The 16,500-nt window shown below is 45.8% G+C and carries 15 protein-coding genes and 1 pseudogene; 10 read left to right on the top strand and 6 right to left on the bottom strand.

Annotation, left to right across the window (positions count from 1 at the left end; translation table 11 throughout):
* Positions 1 to 67 precede the first annotated feature (67 nt).
* The 5 genes from NDI34_RS04070 to NDI34_RS04050 all read left to right on the top strand — a co-directional run bounded on the left by NDI34_RS04070 (position 68) and on the right by NDI34_RS04050 (position 7,408).
* On the top strand, positions 68 to 1,468 hold the full coding sequence (locus tag NDI34_RS04070; protein ID WP_190411467.1) for an oligosaccharide flippase family protein: 1,401 nt from the start codon (positions 68 to 70) through the stop codon (positions 1,466 to 1,468).
* 125 nt (positions 1,469 to 1,593) lie between these two features.
* Positions 1,594 to 2,886 carry an O-antigen ligase gene (locus NDI34_RS04065; RefSeq protein ID WP_348231936.1) on the top strand — a complete coding sequence of 431 codons (1,293 nt, stop codon included), beginning with the start codon at positions 1,594 to 1,596 and terminating at the stop codon, positions 2,884 to 2,886.
* 105 nt (positions 2,887 to 2,991) lie between these two features.
* Positions 2,992 to 4,089 carry a glycosyltransferase gene (locus tag NDI34_RS04060; RefSeq protein ID WP_348231935.1) on the top strand — a complete coding sequence of 366 codons (1,098 nt, stop codon included), beginning with the start codon at positions 2,992 to 2,994 and terminating at the stop codon, positions 4,087 to 4,089.
* Positions 4,090 to 4,163: 74 nt separating this feature from the next.
* Positions 4,164 to 5,111, top strand: coding sequence for a glycosyltransferase (locus NDI34_RS04055; RefSeq protein WP_190689533.1), 948 nt, complete (start codon positions 4,164 to 4,166; stop codon positions 5,109 to 5,111).
* A gap of 119 nt (positions 5,112 to 5,230) precedes the next feature.
* The gene (locus NDI34_RS04050; RefSeq protein WP_348231934.1) at positions 5,231 to 7,408 is read left to right on the top strand and encodes a hypothetical protein; all 2,178 of its coding nucleotides are present in this window, start codon (positions 5,231 to 5,233) and stop codon (positions 7,406 to 7,408) included.
* Positions 7,409 to 7,692: 284 nt separating this feature from the next.
* Here NDI34_RS04050 and NDI34_RS04045 read toward each other — a convergent pair whose 3' ends face one another.
* The 4 genes from NDI34_RS04045 to rpmI all read right to left on the bottom strand — a co-directional run bounded on the left by NDI34_RS04045 (position 7,693) and on the right by rpmI (position 9,842).
* Positions 7,693 to 8,220 (bottom strand): tetratricopeptide repeat protein, encoded by a 528-nt coding sequence (locus tag NDI34_RS04045; RefSeq protein ID WP_190413797.1) that lies wholly within the window; start codon positions 8,218 to 8,220, stop codon positions 7,693 to 7,695.
* Between the two features lie 97 nt (positions 8,221 to 8,317).
* Positions 8,318 to 9,091, bottom strand: a complete 774-nt coding sequence (locus NDI34_RS04040) for a transporter substrate-binding domain-containing protein (protein WP_348231991.1) — start codon at positions 9,089 to 9,091, stop codon at positions 8,318 to 8,320.
* A gap of 98 nt (positions 9,092 to 9,189) precedes the next feature.
* Positions 9,190 to 9,546: a 50S ribosomal protein L20 gene (gene rplT / locus NDI34_RS04035; protein WP_190413799.1), complete on the bottom strand. Its 357-nt coding sequence runs from the start codon at positions 9,544 to 9,546 to the stop codon at positions 9,190 to 9,192.
* 98 nt (positions 9,547 to 9,644) lie between these two features.
* The gene (gene rpmI / locus NDI34_RS04030; protein WP_190413800.1) at positions 9,645 to 9,842 is read right to left on the bottom strand and encodes a 50S ribosomal protein L35; all 198 of its coding nucleotides are present in this window, start codon (positions 9,840 to 9,842) and stop codon (positions 9,645 to 9,647) included.
* Between the two features lie 130 nt (positions 9,843 to 9,972).
* Here rpmI and NDI34_RS04025 point away from each other — a divergent pair.
* Positions 9,973 to 10,404, top strand: a pseudogene (locus NDI34_RS04025) (late competence development ComFB family protein); the annotation flags it as partial.
* 66 nt (positions 10,405 to 10,470) lie between these two features.
* Here NDI34_RS04025 and galK read toward each other — a convergent pair.
* Together galK and NDI34_RS04015 are read right to left on the bottom strand one after the other, a co-directional pair.
* On the bottom strand, positions 10,471 to 11,529 hold the full coding sequence (galK, locus tag NDI34_RS04020) for a galactokinase (RefSeq protein ID WP_190986277.1): 1,059 nt from the start codon (positions 11,527 to 11,529) through the stop codon (positions 10,471 to 10,473).
* 184 nt (positions 11,530 to 11,713) lie between these two features.
* Positions 11,714 to 12,187, bottom strand: a complete 474-nt coding sequence (locus tag NDI34_RS04015) for a tryptophan-rich sensory protein (protein ID WP_190413802.1) — start codon at positions 12,185 to 12,187, stop codon at positions 11,714 to 11,716.
* Between the two features lie 686 nt (positions 12,188 to 12,873).
* On the opposite strand from NDI34_RS04015, the gene NDI34_RS04010 reads away from it, so the two are divergent.
* From NDI34_RS04010 to NDI34_RS03995, 4 genes are all read left to right on the top strand, one after another.
* Positions 12,874 to 13,518 carry a PEP-CTERM sorting domain-containing protein gene (locus NDI34_RS04010; protein ID WP_348231933.1) on the top strand — a complete coding sequence of 215 codons (645 nt, stop codon included), beginning with the start codon at positions 12,874 to 12,876 and terminating at the stop codon, positions 13,516 to 13,518.
* A gap of 67 nt (positions 13,519 to 13,585) precedes the next feature.
* The gene (locus NDI34_RS04005) at positions 13,586 to 14,278 is read left to right on the top strand and encodes a PEP-CTERM sorting domain-containing protein (RefSeq protein ID WP_348231932.1); all 693 of its coding nucleotides are present in this window, start codon (positions 13,586 to 13,588) and stop codon (positions 14,276 to 14,278) included.
* 135 nt (positions 14,279 to 14,413) lie between these two features.
* Positions 14,414 to 15,703 (top strand): choice-of-anchor tandem repeat NxxGxxAF-containing protein, encoded by a 1,290-nt coding sequence (locus tag NDI34_RS04000; RefSeq protein ID WP_348231931.1) that lies wholly within the window; start codon positions 14,414 to 14,416, stop codon positions 15,701 to 15,703.
* Positions 15,704 to 15,777: 74 nt separating this feature from the next.
* On the top strand, positions 15,778 to 16,500 hold the full coding sequence (locus NDI34_RS03995; RefSeq protein WP_348231930.1) for a PEP-CTERM sorting domain-containing protein: 723 nt from the start codon (positions 15,778 to 15,780) through the stop codon (positions 16,498 to 16,500).

Here is a 16,500-nt window from a genome sequence, read left to right as displayed (position 1 = left end):
TCTGGAAGTCTTCATTGGTAGAACATCAAGGATTTCTCCGTAATATTTGCTACTTTGAGGGTCAAGCATGAACCTGAAAACGCAAGTCATGCGGGGAGGAGTCTACCTGGTACTGCGTCAGGGACTGGGAGTATTCATCAGTCTGGCAGGAGTGATGCTAGTTACCAAAGTCATAGGACCGGAGAAATACGGTCTCTATGCTGCCACCATCAGTATATTTTTGTACCTTCAGATGCTCAGCCAGCTAGGCATTGAAGTTTATCTGGTGCGGCGGGAAGGGGAAGAGGAACTCGGAGTATATCACCAAGCTTTCACCCTGCTGTTGCTGCAAGCGTTTACAGGAATGCTTTTAGCTTTTTTGGCGCTTCCCTTAGTGGAAAGCTGGGTGAATATCCAAGGGTTTCGCCCGGTAGCGCAAGTCTTGTTTCTGGGACTTCCCGTCGTTCTCCTCAATCAAGTCCCGATGGCTCGGCTAGAGCGCAATCTAGATTACAAGCGGGTAGCTTTAATTGAACTTCTCGGTCAGTTAGTTTACTACGTGATAGCCTTTCCAATGGCTTTTCGGGGAGCCGGAGTTTGGGCGCTGGTGGCTGGATGGTGGCTACAGCAAGTTCAAACTCTAGCACTACTCTACTGGAGTGCCGGATATCGTCCCCGCTTTGCTTGGAATTGGGTTTTAGTTAAGCAGATGCTGGGATACAGCATCGGATTTTCCACCTCAGTCTGGGTGTGGCAACTACGTACTCTGATCAACCCCCTGCTAGTAGGTAGATACGCTGGTGCCGAGGCAGTGGGATATGTAGCCCTAGCCATCCGGATCATCGACATTCTCAGTTTCGTAAAAACCGCAACGTGGCGGATTTCCATTGCCACCTTGGGGCGCTTGCAGGGAGATCGAGAGCGGTTACGCAGAGCTGTCACTGAGGGCATGGGTCTTCAGATATTAGCTTTAGGACCCCTACTCGTAGTAGTCAGCTGGGCTTTGCCTGTGCTTATTCCATTGGTGTTTGGCGATCGCTGGCTTCCTGTAGTGGCGATCTATCCTTATATCGCCTTGAGCAATCTGACCAACTCCATGTTTAATATGCATTCCTCAACCCTCTACGTTTTGCGGCGGAACTGGGAAGTTACAGTTTTTCACATCGTGTATATGGCTCTTTTTGTAGGAGCAGCATTCGTGCTGTTACCCCGCTTGGAATTAGTGGGATACGGCTGGGCTGAGGTGGCGACTTTAGCGAGTTATATTGTCATCCACTTCTACCTAGTGCGGGACATTGGCAGTCCTGACTATCGATTGGCTGGCTTGTGGTGCGGGACTTTTGGAATAGCTTTGTTTGCCTACCAGTTAGGATGGTGGGTAGTTTTGGGCTTAGTAGTCGTGGCATTGTTGCCCAGTACCCAGCAGAAGCTGAGAGATTATATTAAAAGTATCAAAGGAGTAAAGCAGGAAAAATCATCCGAAGCTTAACGCCACCTTCAACAAAAACTGCATCATCCTAGAAACTTGTCAAAAGTCATTTTCTCCCCCCTCACCCGACTGAAAAGACCTAGACTTGAGTTGAATTCTAGATACTTTTACCACCCTCTAAAGTCGTGAATCCACTCCTAAATTTCGCTGAAAAGAGATTCTCGGTTCTGGCGCTGCTAGTGTTCTCAGGATTATTAAACTTTGCCAGCTTAAACAATGCGTCGGAGGGAACAGCTGGCTACGCTGTTTATGTTCCTTCCGTGTTTGACAAGATCATATCGCTGCTACAGTTGGGAGTCTATGCGGGGACAATTTTTTTTATTCTTGCCCGGTTCAAAAGTGTTGTTCGTCCAGCTTTGAGAGACATTTTCTTATGGGGTTTAGTCGCAACGATTGTAATCTCATTTTTTTGGTCTGATTTCCCGCCTATTTCTAGAAAAGCTGGCATCAATGTGTTACAAACAACCTTGTTTGGACTGTATTTTGCTTCGCGCTATACCTTGAAAGAGCAAGTACGCATAATAGCGTGGGCGCTGGGTATAGGAGCAGTAATTACCGTAATGTACACCCTAGTTTTTCGGGGAGGTGGAATAGAAAGTGGAACTCATGCAGGAGCTTGGCGGGGGCCTTTGTTACACAAAAACCTCTTGTCTCGCCTGATGCTGGTACCAGCATTGTCTACCTTACTTGTGGCTCTGAACGTTCGCAAATATCGTTACTTGGTATGGGGTGTTTGTGGTATTTGCGTTGGCGTGATTGTACTTACAACTTCAAAAACTGCTTTAATTATCTTCTTGACTTTGATAATTCTCTTGCCTTTTTACAGCGCTTTACGGTGGAGCGACAACTTAGCTATTCCCTTCTTCATTACATTGATATTAATCGGTGGAAGTCTAGCTACATGGGGCGTGGCAAGTTGGGATAACTTGCTGTTTAGCTTAGGCAAAGATCCTACCCTCAGCGGTCGTACAGAGATTTGGGATGCTGTAATAGAAAAAATCTGGGATCGCCCTTGGTTAGGCTATGGTTATCAGGGATTTTGGCTGGAGGGAGGGGAGTCGGAATATGTTTGGCGTGTACTTCGCTATAAGGTATACCACGCTCACAATGGCTTTTTAAACTTGACGGTTGATCTCGGCTTTGTAGGGATATTCTTCTTTGGGATTAGTATTATTTTCACCTATTTTAGAGCCATAAAATGGGTGCGTTCCACTAAAGAACCCGAAGATTTATGGCCCCTAACTTACGTGACGTTTTTACTAATGTATAACTATACCGAAAGTACAATTGTAGAACCGCACTCTCTGTTTTGGATATTGTATGTATCAGCAACTTTATCATTGAAGCGCCTCCCAATGTCGAATATTAGGTCGTTTGAGACGGAGGAAAGAAAAGAAGGATTAGTTGAAACAACGTAGTAAGGTTAGCAATAAATTTACCAACTTTTTCAAGTAACCCTTCCCTTAACTCCTCCCCAGAGAGCGGGAATTAGGGAATAGAAGTATTTTCAACCTCAAATAAAAATGTCTAGCATAACAATTTTTCTTACTTCCCTATATGGCGGTGGCGCTGAGAGAGTCCTCGTTAATTTGGCTCGTGGTTTTGTCGAGCAAGGCTTAAGCGTAGACTTAGTTTTAGTGAAGGTGGAAGGACCTTATCTGTCTCTAGTACCGCCAGAGGTGAGAATTGTGGACTTGAAAGGTAAGCGGCTGCTATCAAGTCTCCCCGCCTTGGTACGCTATCTGAAAGAAAATAAACCTACAGCTTTGCTTTCGGCTTTGGAAGATACGAATATAGTGGCTTTGTTGGCTCGAAGGCTGGCTGGTGTATCTACAAGAGTGGTAGTGAGCGTACATAACACCCTATCTCAGGAGGCGCAAAACTCTAAGCAGCTGAAAAGGCGAATTGCACCTTACTTGGTACGCTGGTTTTACCCGATGGCTGATGCAGTTGTTAGTGTGTCTCAAGGGTCGGCTGATGATTTGGTGCATCTAGGATTAGCAAAAGAACAAATCAAAGTTATTTACAACCCAGTTGTTACCCCGGATCTGTTCAAAAAAGCCAGTGAACTTGTGGAACATCCTTGGTTTGAGCCGGGACAGCCTCCGGTAATTTTGGGTGTGGGACGCCTGGAAAAGCAGAAAGACTTTCCTTCTTTGATTCGCGCCTTTGCTCAAGTGCAACAACAGCGTCCGGCGCGGCTGATGATTTTAGGGGAGGGAACGGAGCGATCGCAGCTTGAAGCTTTGGTGCAGGAATTGGGTATAGCATCGAATGTGGCTTTACCTGGGTTTGTGGCAAATCCCTATGCTTATATGGCATCTTCAGCAGTATTCGTCCTATCTTCTTTATATGAAGGATTGCCTACTGTACTCATTGAGGCGATCGCTATGGGGACCAGGGTAGTTTCTACCGATTGTCCTAGCGGGCCAGAAGAGATTTTAGCAAACGGAAAGTACGGTCAGTTAGTCAGTGTTGGAGATGTCAAAGGTTTAGCAGAAGCGATCGCGACTACCTTAGATAAGCCTTCTGACTCGGAAGCACTGCGGCTAAGAGCTGATGAGTTCTCCCTGGAAAAGTCTGTAGCACAGTATCGGCATGTATTGGGTATTGATTCATAGGCATTGCTGTGTTCTTCCCAAGCTTGCTGCTATTGTCACTACTCAAACCAGACGCTCATAACAACACTAAAAGCATGAACAGCAACCCTAAAGTTAGCATCGCCATTAATAACTACAATTATGCTCGTTTCCTATCACAGGCAATTGATAGCGCCCTAAGGCAAACCTATCCCCACGTCGAGGTAATTGTGGTGGACGACGGTTCTACCGACAACTCACGAGAAGTTATTGCCAGTTATGGCGATAAAATTCTCCCGGTGCTAAAGGAAAATGGGGGACAAGCTTCAGCTTTCAATGCAGGCTTTGCGGCGAGTAAAGGAGATATTGTTTGCTTTTTGGATGCTGACGATACTTTTGTACCTGAAAAAGCAGAAAAAGTAGTAGAAGCATTAGGCGATCGCCCAGATTTAGGTTGGTGTTTCCATCCTCTTAAATTTGTGGACGAAAAGTTAGTGGAAATAAATGATAAAAAACTTAAAACCAGTCCCGATTTATTCCGCGAGTACGATTTGACACAGTTAACTAAAAGTGGCAGATTCTACAAAAACTTTCCTTACCCCTCTACCTCTGGTCTTTGCTTGAAACGGTCACTTTTACAACAAATTCTGCCAATGCCGGATAAAGCAGGAAGCACTTTGCTCAATGATGCTTTTTTAATTTTTAGCTCATTAGGGCTAAGTAAAGGGATCGTTTTGGATAAGGAATTAAGTCTTTATCGGGTACATGGGAAGAACGCCAATGCTATCGGAAAAGAGACTAAGGGGAAATCAAAAGACTATCAGAAGCGAACCGCCAAGATCAATATCCTTTTAGGCTATTGGATAGGAGTCAAATTCCCATCATTTTATGAGTTTTCTAACCACATGATGGCGACAGGAATGGGTGTGTATCTCCGGAATGGAGAAATGGATGCGGAGTTTAAAAAACTTGTTAAAAATCATCTTGCCACCGTAAAACCGATAGATAAACTAAAAATCTATATTAGAGCTTTCTATAATTTTGTAAAAAATCCTAAATATTAAACTTAAGCAATATAACTTCTCGTACACCATTAATTTACTGGGAATGAAATCGGGAATGAACAGAGACTTACACAAATAATTGATTGGTGTTCATCTGTGTTTATCTTTGGTTATAAATTATGAAAATACCAAAATTTATCGCTTTGACTGGTTTGCCTATTTTGGTGGGAATTATTGCTGCGTGTGCCACTAGCAACCAACAACCGCAAACATACAAAAGCCTTGGCATAGCATCTGTAGCCGCAGCACCCATCTACTCGATCGGGGGAAATGGATATCGCTGGGCTAACGTTTCTATAGGTGGAGGTGGGTTTGTTACAGGTGTCTACCCCCATCCTTTAGAAAAGGATCTTGTTTATATCAGAACTGACGTTGGTGGTTTTTATCGCTGGAATGCAGCAGATAAAAGTTGGATTCCTTTAAATGACAGCTTTCCACTTGCCCAAAAAACTTATTACGGGGGAGAAGCACTAGCCGTCGATCCAAATGATGCGAATATTGTCTACATGGCGGCAGGCAAATACTCCCAGTGGGAGCCGAAGGGGTCAATTTTCAAGTCTAGCGATCGAGGAAAAACTTGGACTAAATTGAAGATAGACTTAGGGATGGACAGCAACTCCGAAGAGCGGTGGGCAGGAGAAAGGTTAGCTGTCGATCCGTCTAACTCTAAAGTAATCTTTTTTGGTTCGCGGCACGATGGGTTGTGGAAGTCGTCTGACGCGGGGGCGACATGGGCTAGAGTTACTTCTTTTTCCCCAAATCTGACAAAAGGAATTGGAATTTTAGGCATTGCGTTTGACAAGCGATCGCCCGGTTTAGTCTACGCGAATGTCTATGGAGATGGAATCTATAAATCTACTGACACGGGTAATACTTGGAGCAAAATCCAGGGAAGCCCGACACAGGCACAGCGAATGGCTGTTTCCAGCAACGGTATTCTCTACGTTACGCACAAATCAGGAGTTAGCAAATATGCTGGTGGAACCTGGAGTAACATCACTCCAGATGGCAAGCCAGCGTTTTTCAATGCCTTGGGTGTTAACCCAACGAATCCCAATCATTTAGTCGTATCTTTAGGTCAAATAACTAGCAAAATCCTCTATAGTTCCTTAGATGGGGGAGCGACTTGGACAGAAAAAAAGGCAAATATAGACCACACGGTTTCTTGGTGGCATGATGCCATGTTTGAATCGTGGGTTTCAGCAATTGAATTTGACCCGAAAGTACCGGGAAAAGTTTGGTTGACGAATGGTTCTGGAATTTGGCAAACAGACAATATCAATGCCAATCCGGTGACTTGGGCTAACTATCAGCAAGGACAAGAAGAGATAGTCGCTTTCGCCCTAGCTGCACCTCCAAAAGGTGCTGTGTTATTAAGTGGTGTAGCCGATGTAGACGGTTTCAATCACAACAATGGGCTTAATTCTTATCCATCGAAAAGGATGGGCGGTATCGGACCTTGGCCTCAGCATACTTACGGTATTACCTACTCTGAAAGCGACCCGTCGCGGGTGGTGCGGGTTGGTGGTGTGGAGTGGGAACCAATCCACAATGGCGGAACAACTTCGACAGACGGCGGATTGACTTGGAAGAAGTTTGGGTCATTTCCCTCAAAGGCAATGCCGTTGCGCGTAGCTATATCGGCAAATAACCCAAACAATTTTGTCGTGACTCTCAGCGAGGCTCAGCCGATACAGACAACTGATGGCGGCGCGTCATGGAGTAAAGTGTCGGGGCTACCTAATGGGGCTAAAGGCCCCTGGTATTGGGGTGAGCCGTTGGCCGCAGATAAAGTAGATGGCAACACGTTTTACTATTACAGCGAAGGCAAAGTTTATCGCAGTACTGATAGGGGCGCATCGTTTCAGGTTGTTAACTCATCGATTAAAAGCGAGTATTGGGCAGATTTGTGGTGCAGGCTGAAAACAGTTCCGGGTGTGAAAGATGAGGTGTGGCTTAGTCTGGATTGGAATGGTTTGTACCGTTCAACAGACGGTGGCAAGACTCTGACTAAGCTGCCTTCAGTAGAGAGGGCACATTTGTTCGCCTTCGGGAAACCGCCGGATGGCAGCACGACTCCGGCACTTTATCTGTATGGAAAAGTTGCTGGCATGGGCGAGGGAATTTTTCGGTCTCTTGATAGAGGCCAAACTTGGACGAGCATTGGCTCTCAAGAGAATCCTATCGGTGGTGAGCCAAATGTGATGGAGGCGAGTTGGCAGCAGTTTGGGCTGGTGTTTATCGGTACCAATGGTAGGGGCATCTACTACGGAAAACCAGATGGTTCCTCTGGATAGGCGGCTTCATCTTCCACGCGGGCGATCGCTGTCTGTCACTGAAAGTTTGCTTTTTCCCGCTCCCAGCCTCCAACTTGAAACGCCTGTGATGAGGCTGAGCCTCATCGCAGGCTTCAGCTTTTTTAATTAACTTTGCCTTGTGTAGCGTCCCATCAGTTCTACAGCCTCGAAAATATGACCTTGCTACGGATAAAGCTGTAGGGGCACAAAAGTTTGCGCCCCTACAATCGTTACGTTTTATTTGAGTTCCGCAGGAGGCAGAGCCTCAGGGATGACAAGGTGTTTTAAGTCGAGGGAACCAACCGTTTCCGCAAGGATTCGGCGCGGCGCTTGGCGGTGCCATTGTCAGGCTCGTGCTTCAGCGCTTCCTCATAGCTTTCCAACGCCTGAGCAGTTAACTTCTTCTTCTCGTAAACATGACCCAGATTATTGAGCGCCGTGACATAATTTGGAGCTATTTTCAAAGCTTCTTTGTAGTTGCGAATCGCTACGTCGTACTGCTCTTGGGAGAAGTAAGCAAAGCCTAAGGCATTGTAGATAGGCGCGAGGTTTTCCTCTTCGGCATCCTCAGCTTTGAGTGCTTTTTGAAGCAGCGAGATTGCCTGAGTGTAAAGTTTTTTATCTAAATAGATGCTGCCGAGTTCGTAAAACTCTTGGGTTGTGCATTTGTCGTTTTGCACCTTATTTTGCAGCCGGGAGAGGACACTTTCAACTTTGCGGGTTTTGAAAACCTGGCGCACAACTGCCCAACCGGCAACGGCAAGCAGTACCAGCAACAAGGAGAGATAAAAAATTGCCAGAGAGTTATCCATTGCCCTTCAAATACAGAGATTAATTTGCTTTCTCTATTCATTATGGGACGTGATTGCGGCGGAGGTAGATCGCTACAGGTGCCCTATCGGAAGTTTTCTAAAATCGGTTGGTATTGCTCTGGGGGAGTCCCCAATACTTAACCCGTTCTTGTAGCCAGCCTTCTCGCTTCCAACGCGCGATCGCATCATTTACCCGTTGCCGCAATTGATTGTACTGCAAGCCTTTGGGCATCACTACTGCTAGCGGCTCCCCTGACAAGCGTACCGGCAGCAGTCGGTACTGGGGGTATTCCTGCACCCAGCCGCTGAGAATGCTGGCATCGGCGGCGAAGGCATCGGCGTTACCCGATTCCAGGAGCGATCGCGCCTGTTCGTAGGAATCTACGCCAATTAGCTGAACTTGGGGGATAAGATAGCGCACCGTAGAAATCGTATCCGATCCTTTCAGAACGGCGACTTTTCTCTGTTGCAGATCGTTAAGCCTTTGTAAGGATGCGTCCTGAGTGACTAAAGCGGTGCCGTCTAGGTAGTAAGGAATGCTGAAGTTGACCAAGCGATCGCGCGAAGCATTTTGTGTCACCCTCGCGATCGTCAGATCGACCGTTCCATCCACCACCACCGAGAGCCGCTCTCGATTCGCCACCGGCTGCAACTTTACCGCATCGGGTTTATCTAGGAGTTCTGCTGCTAAACGCTGGGCAATGTCAATTTCCAGCCCTTGCAGTTTGCCTTCCCCATCCCGAAAAGCCAGGGGACGAACATTGTCTTTCACTGCAACAATTAGGTAGCCGCGCTCCACAATCTCTTGTAGCTCGGCAGCAACCGCTAAGTTTGGCGTTTTTATACTAGCAAAGAGCCAAAGAAAAAACATTCCCAGGCGGTGCCTGGGAACGAGGCTGGCAACAAACGAGTGGCGAGCTTCATTCATCCCACCCTCTGGGAAGGACAAAGCCCTACATCCTTCATCCTTTACCCTTGAGCCTGTGTAGCGAGTTGCAGCACTTTGTCAAAGCCAGCGGGATCGAGAACAGCCATCTGTGCCAGCATCTTGCGATTAATCTGGACATTTGCCTTTTTCAATTTGCCCATCAGCTGGCTATAGCTAATGCCGTGCTGACGTGCTGCGGCGTTGATACGGGTGATCCAGAGGCTGCGGAAGTCGCGTTTGCGCTTCTTGCGATCGCGGTAGGCGTTACGCAGCGCCTTCATGACCTGTTGATTGGCTGTCCGGAACAAAGTTGAATGAGAACCTCGGAAGCCTTTGGCTAGTTTGAGAATTTTTTTGCGGCGTTTGCGAGCAACGTTACCGCGTTTTACCCGTGTCATGGCTAATTATTAGTTGTTATTGATCGGTGGTCAGCAGTCATTCGTCATTAGTCATTAGCAATTGACTAGAGACTCATCATAGAAAGCAAGTTGCTTCCTTACAAATAGGGCAGCATCAAGCGTACATTTTCTTCATCGCGTTCATGCACCAGAGCCATTTTAGAAATCCGCCGTTTCCGGTCAGAACTCTTGTGCTGTAGCAAGTGACTTTTGAAGGCTTTGCGGTGGACGATTTTGCCGCTGCCGGTGGCTCTAAAACGCTTTGCCGCTGCTTTACGGGTTTTCAGTTTAGGCATGGATGGTCTTTAATTCGACACAATCTATAAAATTAGCACTATTTAGGCTAATTAGACAAGTTATAAATTTCAAATCTAAGGCAGAATCATAGGATTGCCGTTTGAAATGCGATCGTCAGGGAGAGATGCGATGAGTTTGGAAAAGCTCACGATAGGAACAATTGTTGAACAAGCTTTGCAGGACGGATATATGACGCCATCTCTAGCACAAGAGATTGGCAGCATCTGCGAAATTTCGGAAATTTCTGTTGACGACTACATCGCTTTAGATCGCTTATTCGGGCAACTTTTAACCGATGAAGCGATCGCGATTCCCGGAAAACAGTTTATCAATGTGATGGAAGCATTGGTGCTAATAGAAGCGAGCGTGCAGGTGCTAAAAATGGAAGTAACCAACCCTTGCCTTCTGGATCTGGGAGAGATTGCTGCTTATGCGCTCAATCGACTGCCACCCCTCTATGCCACCACTGAGGAAGGCGCTAGCTTTCAGCGTCAGCGTGGCAAGGAGGAACTTCGAGAGTTAATTACCCAGAAAGTTAAAGAAGCGATCGCGCGATCGCTGATGCCAGGATGATTCGGCTGCTCGCCCTTCCCCTGAGTGTATAAAGTGTATACCGCTAGCTTCGCCTTACTGAACCAGAATCCGTCCGGTGTAACCCGATCCGTTGTAGCGTTGAAGTACGTTTTGGGCGATCGCTTCCGCCTTCCCAACCTCTACCAAAGCAACGCAAGCGCCCCCAAACCCAGCACCCGTCAATCGTGCGCCGAATACGCCACGGGTTTCTTGCAACATTCTCACCAGCGTATCCAACGCCGGTACGGAAACTTCGTAATCGTCCCGCAAACTGGCATGAGAAGCATTCATCAACTCGCCAAAGCGCTCCGCAGAGACGCCCTGTATCGCCTCCAGCACCCGGTTATCCTCTGTAACCACATGAAGAGCGCGACGCCGCAGCGGTTCGGGTAAAGACTCTACAGCTTGCGGATCGGTGATATCTCTGAGCGCCTTCACTCCCAACAACCGTGCTGCTTCCTCACAATCAGCGCGTCGTTGGTTGTAGCCACTTGCCGCCAGGGTACGAGGTACGCCGCTATCGATTACCACAACTTCTGCTCCCTTTGGGAAAGGAAGAACTTGACGTTCCAGCGTGCGCGTGTCCAGAAACAGCATCGAATCAGTGTCAGCAAGACTCGACGCCATCTGATCCATAATTCCGCATTGCACGCCAGCATAGTGAATTTCTGCCTGTTGTGCGAGTTGGGCGATTTGCACATCATCGAGAGTAAGTGAAAGAAGCGATCTCAATCCTCTGAGAGTCGCCACTTCCAACGCCGCACTGCTAGACAAACCCGAACCAATAGGAACGGAGGATGTAACATACACGTTAACCGGCGGGATAGTGTTACCTTCCTGCTCTAAAAGTCGGATACACCCAAATACATAACTTGCGAAACTAGACGGCGTATGAGTGCTTTCTAAAACGTCTACTTTTTCGTCAAGTTCCGCAGAGTAAAAGTGGTGCTGTTCATCTTTGCTAAATCCCAATTGTACCGTCGTTTTTTGGGGGATAGCTGTTGGGAGGACAAATCCATCGTTATAGTCCGTGTGTTCGCCTAGTAGATTTACTCGTCCTGGTGCGCTGGCTTCGACTTCTGGTTCTGTACCGAATACTTGTTGAAAATTCATCATGGTTTGTTGAGAGAAAGTACCTAGCGATGTTTATAATCGCAACTTCTGCCCCCCTTCAGAAGAAGGAGGGCAGAAATTGCGAGAGCTTTTATCAAACGAAGTCTGTCTTCGCTGACTGTCGAGAGGCAAAGTTTCGGGTCTTTACAAATAGATTTCAAACCGGCTGAGAAGCCTTTCCTAACTATATAGACTCAGGATTCAGTTGAATCATCTCCCAAGTCGTATAGGTTCCAACTGGACTCCAAAGCACATAGGGGAGTAATAAAAGAGCCGATAATCCAGAAATCGGTAATACAAACAATGCTAAAAGAACCCCTAAAATAACGCCCGATCCCCCTAATAGGGTACCGACTGTAAGGCTGCGGAGTCTGAGCGTGGTAGGAATGTAAGCGACTGTGACAATTTCCAAGAGTAGGTAAAGTGCCATCAACAACCAAGTTTTGAGGCTACCTGGATCTTGTTCCCAAATTATGGTTGCTGATAAAGCTCCGCCTGCAAAAACAATCGTCCAGATAAACGGAATCAGAGGCTCAAAGACAAGCCAACTAGGTCGGGTCAAGTTTTTGACCCATTGAGTATCGCGCGGTCTAAACAAGAGACTTCCTAGCGCAACGAATAAGGTCACGCCCCCAATAATCATCATTGAATTAATCATTTTTTTACCCTCTGCGATCGCCTAGCGTGCCAAATGGTTTATCGCTATACTTGCGCTCTCGATCCATCTGAAGCAACCTTTACAAATCGATCGTGTCAATTTCAAGAATGACTTTAATCAGTCTTTGGTGAGAGAGTGTAGGGAATTTTGACTATTATTAGCTTCGCAGCGCCCTTTATCTATCAAAAGATAGATTCAAAATTTTAATCCATTCTAGATTTAGAACTTACAGTTTTTCTACTATTTCTGCGGTGGTAGATGAATCTCAAAAATGAAGAAAATTTAATTAAAACCTTGATTATGCATCTACCTTAAGCTTGACTTGTTTTACCTACACCAAAACTTTATATAGTCTCAGTAGAACCACTTAAAGCCAGACTGAGCGAATCATCAGGGCTTTAGCGTTTTCCCCGTTTTTTTTTGCTCCTCAAAGTTTATTGTTTTGATAAAGATTCAGTATAACTACTATCATTTTCATAAAAAAAATGTGAAGCTTTCATGACAGGCGAAGATACTCTAAAAAATAGGCGCTCAACAGATTACCAGCCTAAGTAATTTCCGCAAATATTTATCGCTTCTGTTGAGCGCCAAATATACACAGTTGCCCTTGGTAAGACAATTGTGGCGATCGCACTTTGGATCATTTCCAATATCAAAATTAAGCTTTACGGAGGAAGGGTTATTTTATGTCTATTTCAACCATGTGGAAGATGTTGCCAATAGCTGTTAGTGCAATATTTGTGGCTCTGGGAACCGTTAATTTGGCTCCAGCGAACGCCATAACATTTAACTTCCAAGGGGATGTTGCTATCGACGGATTGGTCAACTCACTCGAAGGCAGCTACACCGTCGCCGATGATATCCTCGAACTCTTAGTTAGTGATGTACGGAGACAAGATCCTTTCCTACAGGTAGAAAATCCTCTTGAATTTTTTTCCTTGAGCGTGAACGGCAATAACGTTTTTAGTGGCAAACCATCAAACTCATCTTTAATATCTTTGATTCCGGTAAAAGGAGTCTTTGCTCTTAGAGAGCTTTTGAGACTAGATGTTCAGGATAACTTTTTCGTCCTTCAGCTAAGTGTAGCAACCGCTGATGAGGGGCCAAGAGAACCTGTTGCCCAGTGTTTAGTTAAAGAATGTCAAGGATTTACGATTTTTGGCTTTGGAAGTAGAACTCTTCCAGGTGTTTTTGGAGATGGATTTGTTTCCCATAAACCCGTGAATGTTGTCGAGTCCGTACCAGAACCAACGGCAGCGATCGCGCTTGGTGTGATAGGCGCTTCCATGCTAATTCGCAGAAGAAAGTTATCGTCCTCGCCACACGCCTAAACTAGATTTCAATTAGCAATATTTGTCATAACAAGCTGCTTAGCAACAGCCTGCATTTTTTCAATTTATGGCAAATTTATGGCGGTTCCATAAGCAGTTAGAAGCACCAATTTTATCAACAGTTAACTTTACGGAGGCTTGTTTTATGTCTACTTCAAAAATGTGGAAGAAATTGTCAATAGCTGTTAGTGCAGCATTGGTGGGTCTGGGAACAGTTAATTTGGCTCCGGCGAACGCCATAACATTTAATTTTCAAGGAAATCTTGATGGAGACTCAGTTGAAGGCACTTACACCGTCGCCGATGAAATTCTAGACTTATTAGTCAGCGATGTACGGATAGGAAATTATCTAGATGTCAAAAATCCTTTTGATTTTTTCTCCTTGAGCGTGAATGGCAATAATATCTTTAGTGGCAAGCCATCAGACTCATTTTTAACATCTTTGATTCCGGTAAATGGAGTTTTTGCTTTCAGAGAGGTTTTGAGACTAGATGTTAATGATACGAATTTTGACTTTCAGCTAAGTGTAGCAACTGGTGATAATGGGCCAAGAGAACCTGTTGCTCAGTGTTTAGTTAAAGAATGTCAAGGATTTACGATTTTTAGCGTTTCGGGCGTTAATGGAAGTGGATTTGTTTCCCATAAACCTGTGAATGATGTCGAGTCCGTACCAGAACCAACCGCCACGATCGCGTTAGGTGTGATAGGCGCTTCTATGCTAATCCGCAAAAGAAAATTATCGGCCTCGCCACACGCCTAAACTAGCTCCCAATTAGCAATATTTGCCAGAATAAACTGTTTTACTACAGTCTGCACATTCTGGCAAATTTTTGGTAATTGCAAAACAAGTAACTCCTCTTGTCGCTAGTCACTCCATTTCAAAAGAGAAATAGCTATGAAATTACACTTAAGCATTCCCACAGCATTGATGGGCTTATGCCTCAGCTTTTTGGCAGCGGGAGAAGTGCAAGCTGCCAGCTTCACCTTTACGAAAATTGCGGATACAAGCGATCGCTTCAGTTCCTTTCTGTCATCTCCCGCCTTAAATAATGCTGGAACCGCCGCCTTTTTGGCTGGACTAGATACAGGGAGCATAGGTATTTTCACGGCCAATGGCTCCACAATTACCACGATTGCCAACACCAATAATTTCTTTAGTAGCTTTCGTACTCCTCTCTCCATTAATGATGGAGGAACCGTCGCCTTCAGCGCTGTCCTAGCTGAGGTAGGTGGAGGTATTTTCACTGGGAACGGAACAACAACGCCCACTCCTATCGCCCTTGCTTTCCCTCAATCCGACTCGAATGGTGTTGAGTCACCCTGGATTGATGATGACGTTATTGTAGCGAAGGACTACTTTAGCGATTTTTATTCGCCCTCAATTAATAATGCTGGAGTTGTAGCTTTCGTAGAGAGACTTTACCGGGGCGAACGTATTCTCACCAGCGAAGGAAAAGTTATCGATACTATCTTTTATGGCAGCGTCAATTCTCCCTTCATCAATGATGAAAGAACTGTAGCCTATAGAATTGAAAGTGGGAATCCTAGCACGGTAATTGTTACGAGTAACGGCACTACAAGGACTATCGTTGCCAGCATTGGAAATAATTATCCTGAGGATTCTGGCTTTGGTTCCCCTGCCCTCAATAATGTAGGAAACGTTGCCTTTTATGCTCCCCCGGCTATTGATCCAAGCAATGATTGGTATACTCCGCCAGAGCCATTTGTGGGAGGAAAAAATGAAGCTTTGTTCGCTAGCAACAGCAAAACAACAACCTTAATTGCAGACACGAGCGGCTCCTTTAACGGCTTTCTTGGCGTTCCCTCAATTAATGATGTGGGAACCATTGCCTTTTTTACTAAACTGGATGCAGGCGGGACAGGGAGCTTCACTGGAGCCGATCCCCTAAAAGATAAGGTAATTAGTACTGGTGATACTCTATTTGGTTCCACCGTAACGTCCCTTAGTTTTTCGCGGGAAGGATTAAATAATGCTGGTCAGGTGGCATTTCTTGCCAGTCTTGCGGATGGCACTATGGGCATTTTCCGCGCCGATCCGGGAGTGTCTAGCGAACCGCCAAAGGATGTTCCCGAACCCGCTTCAGGTTTGGGTTTACTCGCATTGGGTGCTTTGGGTGCTGGTTCAGTGATGCAGCGTCAACAGAAACAGCAGATCGACGACTAATTATAGATAGCGATCGCATTCCACTTTTACCCATTCCCACTTGCAACTTCTACAATTTTTGAGAAATGGCTTGTATGGCTACCTTCAGAAAAACACTTTCAGCCTTAGTCTTCAGCACAGTCTGCTTTTCCTTATCTGCACTGATGGCACCTAAAAGCGTGCAGGCTGCTACATTGACTACATTAACTTTTGATGAGCTGCCGACTCAACCAGCGGATGATTTGAGTTTTAAGGGCGTTACATTTGACTTTAAAGTAAATGGAGAAAACTCAACTGCTGCCACCTACAATGTTGAAAGAAAATTGAATCTCGGAGGTTTGTTCGGCGTTGAAGAAGCATTTTATTTCCTTGATTTATCACCCCCCGTCTTAGAGATTGGTGCGCCAGGAATTTTAACCCTTGACTTTGCCATGTCTACTTCTAATATTATGTTCGACGTGGCGAAGCTAGGGGATTTTCGCTTTCAGCCTCTACCCAAATTAACCGTCCAACTTTTTGACGAAGACTTCACTTCTCTTGGCATCACAGAGGTGATTCTGGATAAAACATTCGTAGACGACTTTCCTTCCCCACTCAGAATTAGTGTTTCCGGCACTACTTTTACTTACAGCGGCACCCCTGTAAAACGGGCAGTTGTAGATTTCACTAACGAATTAGGTTCATGGGGATTTGACAACCTTAGTTATCTAACCGCCGATCGAACCGCTTCGGTTCCCGAACCAGCTTCTGTATTGGGTTTACTGGCATTGGGTGCTTTCGGTGCAACTTCACGACTTAAGCGCAAACAAAAAAAGTAA

This window comes from Trichocoleus sp. DQ-U1 (genome assembly GCF_039961925.1).
In the GTDB taxonomy this organism is placed as follows: Bacteria; Cyanobacteriota; Cyanobacteriia; order Cyanobacteriales; family FACHB-T130; genus FACHB-T130.
This window is presented reverse-complemented; position numbering and strand designations above follow the sequence as displayed.